We start from the raw sequence: 6,391 nt of genomic DNA, 5'->3' as shown, positions 1-6,391 counted from the left end.
GTCTTGCCGAAGCCCTCCATGCCGACGCGTTCCAGGTAGTCGGCGGGGAAGGCGTCCGGCAGGTTCTGGCCGGGGCATACCTGGCGGCGGATGCTGCGCTGTGGGCCGTGGTAGTACGCCTCGCTGGGGGTGAAGTAGACGGTGAGGGTGTAGCCGCCCTGGGGAGCGGTGTCTCCTTGCGGCATGTCGATGGTGTTCAGCCGGTGGTGCAGCCGCAGGCCGAGGTAGCCGAGAACCGCCAGGATCAGCAGGCCGGCCAGGACGACGAAGAGCCGGCGTACCGAGGTGGGGCGCGGTCGGCGGCCCGGCGGGGCAGGCGTCGCAGGAGGGGTGGTCATCGGGGGCGCGATCATGGACGGATCCGCTCCGTGCGGTGTGCGGGACAGGGCGGTAAGCGTGCCGGTGAACGGTGGTCACCACGCCTTTGTTGATTCGATCATGGGGCATCCCGCCGGCCCGGATCCCCCGGCGTAACCCGTTCGCCGTAGCGCGCGTCAAGGTACACGTGCGCGGCTCGTTCCTGCGGGCGAAAGTCCGCGCGCTCGTGGGGGCTCCCGGACGCGATCTTCCTAGCATCCGTTCACGTGATCAACGATCTTGAAAGTCTCCCGAAGCCCGCTCTCTCCCCGCCCGTGTTCGACGACCCGCACGGACACCGCCGCAGGATCGTGACCGTCACGGGTGTGATGGTGGGCCTCCTGTGCCTGTGCGTCCTCGCCATCGGCGCCAGCGTGCTCTACGCCGACCCCCAGCCTCCGGCGACGCACCCGGCCGAGGCCGTCGAAGCGCCGCCCCTGCCACGATGAAGGCGGCCTCGCCCCGCGGGCACTGGTGGCTCCTGGGGGGTGTCCTGGCGGTGTTCCTGTCCGCCCTCTTCCTGGCGACTTCGGTCCTGCGCGGCGTCGGCGTACCGAGCACCGTCCAGGAACGGCAGCCGGGCGCCCTCGTACCGCAATCCGTCTCGGGCGGCGGACCCGTCATCGACACCCGCAACGGCTCGCCCGTCAGCCTGGCCGTACGCCCGGGCACGGTGGCACTCACCTTCGACGACGGCCCCGACCCCACCTGGACCCCGCAGATCATGCGCCTGCTGGCCGCCAAATCGGTCCCCGCCACGTTCTTCGTCGTCGGCCGGCACGTGGCCGAACACCCCGAGATCGTCCGCGCGCAGACCGCCGCCGGGCACGAAGTCGGCCTGCACACCTTCACCCACACCGACCTGGCCACAGCACCGGTCTGGCGAATCCGCATGGAACTCGCCGCCAGCCGCGCCGTCCTCGCCGGGGCCACCGGCACGAGTACGACGCTCCTGCGGCCGCCGTACTCCTCGATGCCCGACGCACTCAACGACCGCGACTGGCACGCCGCCCTGCGCACCGGCGCCCTCGGCTACCTGACCGTCCTGTCCACCCGCGACGGCCTCGACTGGGAGGCCCGCAGCGTTGCGGACATCATGCGCGGCGCCGTCCCGGAGGAGGGCCGCGGTGCCGTCGTTCTGCTGCACGACGCGGGCGGCGACCGTTCCAGGACGGTCGAGGCCCTGGGGCCGCTCATCGACTCCCTCAAGGCCCGCGGATACCGGTTCACCACGCTGTCCGACGCGGTCGGCCTGCCGCCCCAGACGGCACCGGTCAGCCGGTTCGACCACTGGTACGGCGCCGCCCTGATCGGCCTGGTCCAGGCGGCGGTTGCCGTACCGCCTGCCGCCGCGTGGCTGCTGTACGCCGTGGCACTGCTCACCGCCGCCCGCCTGCTCCTGCTCTCGGCCGCCTCGGCCGTTCACCGAAGGCACCGCGAAGTCCGGAACCCGGCCGGGCCCCTGTCCCGCGTCTCCGCGATCGTTCCGGCCCACAACGAACAGGCGACCGTCGCTGCCTGTGTGCGCGCCCTGCTCGACGGCGGCTGCCCGGACATCGACGTCGTGGTGGTCGACGACGGCTCCACCGACGGGACCGCGGAGACGGCCCGCGCGGTGGCGGACCCCAGGGTGCGCGTGGTGACCCAGCCCAACCGGGGCAAGCCCGCCGCCCTGAACGCCGGAGTCGGCCACGCGGCACACGAGGTGATCGTGATGGTCGACGCGGATACCGTGGTCGCCCCCGGAGCAGTGGCACGGCTGGCCGCCGCCTTCACCGACCCGTCGGTGGGTGCGGTCGCCGGCAATACGAAGGTCGCCAACCGCGAGGGCTGGCTGCCCCTGTGGCAGCACCTGGAGTACGTGATGAGCTTCGGCCTGGAACGACGGCTCTTCGACCTGGCCGGTGCCAGCCCGACCGTTCCCGGGGCCATCGGAGCCTTCCGGCGGACGGCCCTGGACTCCTGCGGCGGCATCAGCGCCGACACCCTCGCGGAGGACACCGACATCGCCATGGCGCTGTGCCGGGCCGGCTGGCGCGTCGTCTACCGCAGCGACGCCCACGCCCGGACACACGTACCGACGACCGTCCGCAGCCTCTGGCACCAACGCCACCGATGGGCATACGGCACCCTGCAGTCCATCTGGAAACACCGCCGCGCCGTCCGGGAAACCGGCATCGCCGGCCGCCTCGGCCGCCGCACCCTGCCCTACCTGCTCCTCTTCCAGCTCGCCCTGCCGCTCGCCGCACCCCTCATGGACGCCGTCGCCCTGTACGGGCTCGCCTCCGGCACCACGCCTGTCCCCGCACTCACCTGGACCGGCTTCAGCCTCGCCCAACTCGTCCTCGCCGCCTACGCGCTGCGCACGGACGGCGAAAGCCTGCGCCACCTCTGGCTCGTCCCGCTCCAGCAGACCCTCTACCGCACGGCCCTGTGCCTGGTCACCATCCACGCCCTGGCCACAGCGGCACTCGGGGCAGGCCCCACATGGCATCGGCCGGCCGCCCAGAAACACACGACGGCACGCCCGGCGACGCCTCCACGCTCCGCACCGCCTGCGCCTACCCGGGCCCACACAGCGTGGCGATCACGCCACATGGCGATCTTGCGGCGGGATCGAGCGTCAGGACCTGGCAGACTGCCCGCATGTAGTTCCCCGCCCCCAGCGACAGACCGGCCGTCACCAGCCCGGTCACGGTCAAGTTCGCCGTCGCGGGACCAAAGGCGCGCCGGGCCCCAGACATGACCCCGAGCGCCGGCCGTTCAGCCCTGCACCAATCCTCCCGGGCCATCAGCGCCAACGCCGCCTCGACCAGGCGAACCCGCAGAAGCCGGCGGCCTGCTGGGCCGCCGGCCCCACACGCGGCCCTGGGAAGGCCGGTTCCCCGTGCACCGGGTACGTCGCCGAACTCCGGCAGGACTCACTCAAAGATCGCGGTCGAGCCGGAACGCGAGCGGGAACTGGGCTAGAAAGTTGCGTATGGAACTCACCCAGATACGCCTCTTGGTGTCCGACTTCCCCGCCGTCTACCGCTTCTACCGGGACGTGCTCGGGCTCAAGCCGCAGTTCGAGGCCGAGAGCGGCCCCTACGCCAAGCTCAGCCCCGACAGCGGACACGCCGCGATCGCGCTGCAGGACCGGGTGCAGATGGCCGACGTGCTGGAGCGGTTGGCGGCGGAGCCGGAGGGTCACCGCGCGCTGGTGGTGCTGCGGGTGGACGACCTGGACGCCGTCCACGCCGAGCTCACCTCGCGGGGGGTGCAGTTCACCCGAGACCCCGGCCCGTTGGGCGACCGCATACGGGTCGCCTACCTGGAGGACCCGGAAGGGAATCTGATCGAACTCCAGGAGTGGCTCGCGCTGCGCGAGCAGGCTGCTGACGCGCCGACGGAGGAGGTGTAGCGGGGGCCATCTGCGGCCGAGCCTCCATCGCCGGCTTGTGGACGGTCGCGCACGCCCGGCCGCATGGTCAGGCCCTCGGTGGAGATCAGCGCCACGGGCGACACCTGGTACATCAAGATCCCTCCGAGCCCGACATCATCGAGACGCGGTGCGCCCTGGGCTCGAAGACCCCCGTGCCCCTCTGGGGCGTCGAAGGGATCTCCGTCCTGTCCGCGGAGGGCGACCACAAGCTGGTGCAGACGTTCACGAGTGACGACAGGGAGGCCAAGTTCGTCCACGAGAGCACGGATTCCGGCATGACCGTCATCGTGTCTTGCCATGGCAAGACCGCCGTCCAGAAGTTCAAGCGATCCGCCTGACCCCTCGCACCCTCACGTCTGGCAGACCCCACCGCGGGCCGCCCGCTCCCCGGAGCCGGCGGCCCGCCGGCGTTCCGCCATCTTCCGGCCCTGCAACGTCGCGGACGCCTACGCGACGCATCGCACCAGCTCAGTGCCATCACGAACAGTTCAGCAGACGGAAAACTGGACCTCGCGCCGCGTGTGCTTTTCCGGCCGCCCGCCGCGAGGTGTCTCGCAGGCCAGGATCGGCAGGAGCGGTTCGATCTATGCCCACTCGTCGTCGTAGGTGTCCGAGGGGTAGCGGCGGTGCCAGACCATCCGATCCCACGCTGCGTCCGCCAACTCACCTCGACCTGCCACAAGATCAATTATCAGCCAGGCCTCAGCAGGAACGAGAGGCCGCAGGTGGAGCCAAGCGACGGCCGGCCGTCAAGTTACGACTTGACGGGACCTGCCGGGCATTCGGTGTCTGTGTCTAATGAGGGGAGCGGCTAGGTGAACAAACCAGTCGCCAATCAGTGGGCCCGGAATTTTGAGCTACTCAATACAGCTCCCACTGGACGGGGGTGTGACTAATAGGTGGATCTTATGGGCATTCAGGGGAATTGGCGCTTCTGCGGCAAGTGTATGTCGATGTTCTGGAACGAACTTCCTGACCGCAAGGGCGTTTGCAGGTCCGGCGGCAGTCACTGGGCGACGGGATTTACGTTTTTGTTGCCGTTTGGTGAGCCTGAGAGTTTGACGGTGCAGAGGAATTGGGCGTTCTGAAATAAGTGCATGGAGATGTTCTGGAACGGGATTGAACGGAAGGGGGCGTGCCCGGCCGGTGGTGGTCACGACGGGCACGGTTCCCTTGATTTCAGCCTTCCGCATAACGTCCCGGCCACGCCGAACTCGCAGGATGGGTGGGGATACTGCCAGAATTGCATGGCAATGTTCTGGAACGGCAATACCGGCCGGAAGGGTGAGTGCCCTGGCAGCACTGTCGGCCACTCCTGGCAGGGCTATCCCTTCGTGCTTCCCCACCTCAACGATGTGAAGAACGTCGTCGTGACGCTGCACCGTATTCTCAACGACAACACGGGGGATGATCCTGGGAACGGACTGGAGATCTCCGGGCGTTTCGACGTGGCGCGCCTCTGCTTCGGGCCTGAGGCCGGAAAGCTCATCACCCTGGGTTCGTTCAACCTTTTCGACCGGCCAGGCAGTGACCCTCAGGAGATCATCGAGGGGACGGAATTCCCCGTAGAGAGAGACCAGCAGTTGATGATCTTTCCTGGGGAATTCCTATGGATCACTGGCAAGCTGCTGGAGCAAGACACCTTCGGAGAGGATGACCTCGGCGACAGAGACATCAGAATTCCCTTCGATGCCCTGACGAACACTCCGATAGATTTGGGCGTTTTCGCAGACGGTCACGATCAGCGTGTCATCGTGACCATGTCAACGAGGGTGGTATAAAGCGCGCAGATAGAGGAATTACCGGACTGGCAACTCGGCGAGGAGTCGTGTACTCGCCGTTCGGTAACCGAGCGCGGCTAGGCGGTCGAGTTCCTCCGCGCATAACGCGGAGGAACTCGACCCCGTGAAACGGGCTCATCTCCCGTGCGAAGCGCGGGAGTCCTGGGGCGTGCAGAAAGACGTTCCCTGCAAGGCGGGGAACCACCGGCCCGAAGGCAGGCCTTCTGGCGATGTCCTCCAGCGAGTACAAGGCGACTGCGGGCCCGGTGTGGCCGGCCGTGTGCCACTCCTGGGCGGTCTGGGTGAGCAGGTCGAGGGTCGGTAGCAGCACCAGGACGCACCTGCGGCGTGCCGTACGCCGGCCCGTCAGAGGGCTGCGCCTGCGCCCGGCACGACTGCGGCGGCCTGGTCCCGACGGCCTCGTGCGCCGAACATGGCAACCAGCCGGCTTCGGTGATGGAGTGGCACCGCGGCGGCGGTCCAATGCTGCGCTGTGAATGGCTGGGCTGGTGGCACTGGTTGGGCGTCAGCCGGGTCCGCGTGGTCGACAGCTGCTGGTGTGCGCTGCGCGGCCAAGGCTGCGCCACCAGTGTCCTGAGAACAGCAGCGTCGTCATCGGTGGACCAGCCGGACAACCGGTCCTCGCCGGCCGGGTCGTCGGCCAGGACCAGGTGCGGGTCATCGAGCCGGAACCGGCCCGCAGCGCCCCCGGTCCCGGCCAGCGTCAGGTAGGCCACCGTCGGGCCCGTGGGTACTTCGATCCTGTCGTGGGCCAAGTGCCAGGCCACCACCGCGCCACTGTCGAAATGCGGGTGCACGTCCGTGTCGG

At 68.9% G+C, this 6,391-nt stretch carries 6 protein-coding genes and 1 pseudogene; 5 read left to right on the top strand and 2 right to left on the bottom strand.

From position 1 onward, the window contains the following. Positions 1-353, bottom strand: a 353-nt coding sequence (locus VR44_RS33790; RefSeq protein ID WP_045951458.1) for a hypothetical protein, incomplete at its 3' end; no start/stop codon positions are given. 231 nt (positions 354-584) lie between these two features. On the opposite strand from VR44_RS33790, the gene VR44_RS45525 reads away from it, so the two are divergent. The 4 genes from VR44_RS45525 to VR44_RS33775 all read left to right on the top strand — a co-directional run bounded on the left by VR44_RS45525 (position 585) and on the right by VR44_RS33775 (position 4,119). Continuing rightward, positions 585-806, top strand: a complete 222-nt coding sequence (locus tag VR44_RS45525) for a hypothetical protein (RefSeq protein WP_157880493.1) — start codon at positions 585-587, stop codon at positions 804-806. After that, complete coding sequence (locus VR44_RS33785; RefSeq protein ID WP_052713957.1) at positions 803-3,103, top strand: bifunctional polysaccharide deacetylase/glycosyltransferase family 2 protein; 2,301 nt, start codon at positions 803-805, stop codon at positions 3,101-3,103. The genes VR44_RS45525 and VR44_RS33785 overlap by 4 nt, the downstream gene beginning before the upstream one ends. 234 nt (positions 3,104-3,337) lie before the next feature. Then, positions 3,338-3,760 carry a VOC family protein gene (locus VR44_RS33780; RefSeq protein ID WP_045951457.1) on the top strand — a complete coding sequence of 141 codons (423 nt, stop codon included), beginning with the start codon at positions 3,338-3,340 and terminating at the stop codon, positions 3,758-3,760. Between the two features lie 173 nt (positions 3,761-3,933). Continuing rightward, a complete protein-coding gene (locus VR44_RS33775; RefSeq protein WP_045951456.1) occupies positions 3,934-4,119 on the top strand; it encodes a lipocalin/fatty acid-binding family protein in 186 nt (61 codons plus the stop codon). Between the two features lie 168 nt (positions 4,120-4,287). Here VR44_RS33775 and VR44_RS47850 read toward each other — a convergent pair. Next, a pseudogene (locus VR44_RS47850) lies at positions 4,288-4,419 on the bottom strand (transposase); the annotation flags it as partial. Positions 4,420-4,878: 459 nt separating this feature from the next. On the opposite strand from VR44_RS47850, the gene VR44_RS33770 reads away from it, so the two are divergent. After that, a complete protein-coding gene (locus VR44_RS33770) occupies positions 4,879-5,562 on the top strand; it encodes a hypothetical protein (protein ID WP_157880492.1) in 684 nt (227 codons plus the stop codon). Positions 5,563-6,391 lie beyond the last annotated feature (829 nt).

Source organism: Streptomyces katrae (genome assembly GCF_000966975.1).
GTDB lineage: Bacteria > Actinomycetota > Actinomycetes > Streptomycetales > Streptomycetaceae > Streptomyces > Streptomyces katrae.
This window is presented reverse-complemented; position numbering and strand designations above follow the sequence as displayed.

Excerpts from the sequence above, each read along its gene's own strand:
- VR44_RS33785 (WP_052713957.1), top strand. The coding sequence starts at position 803 with ATGAAGGCGGCCTCGCCCCGCGGGCACTGGTGGCTCCTGGGGGGTGTC.
- VR44_RS33780 (WP_045951457.1), top strand. The coding sequence starts at position 3,338 with ATGGAACTCACCCAGATACGCCTCTTGGTGTCCGACTTCCCCGCCGTC.
- VR44_RS33770 (WP_157880492.1), top strand. The coding sequence starts at position 4,879 with ATGGAGATGTTCTGGAACGGGATTGAACGGAAGGGGGCGTGCCCGGCC.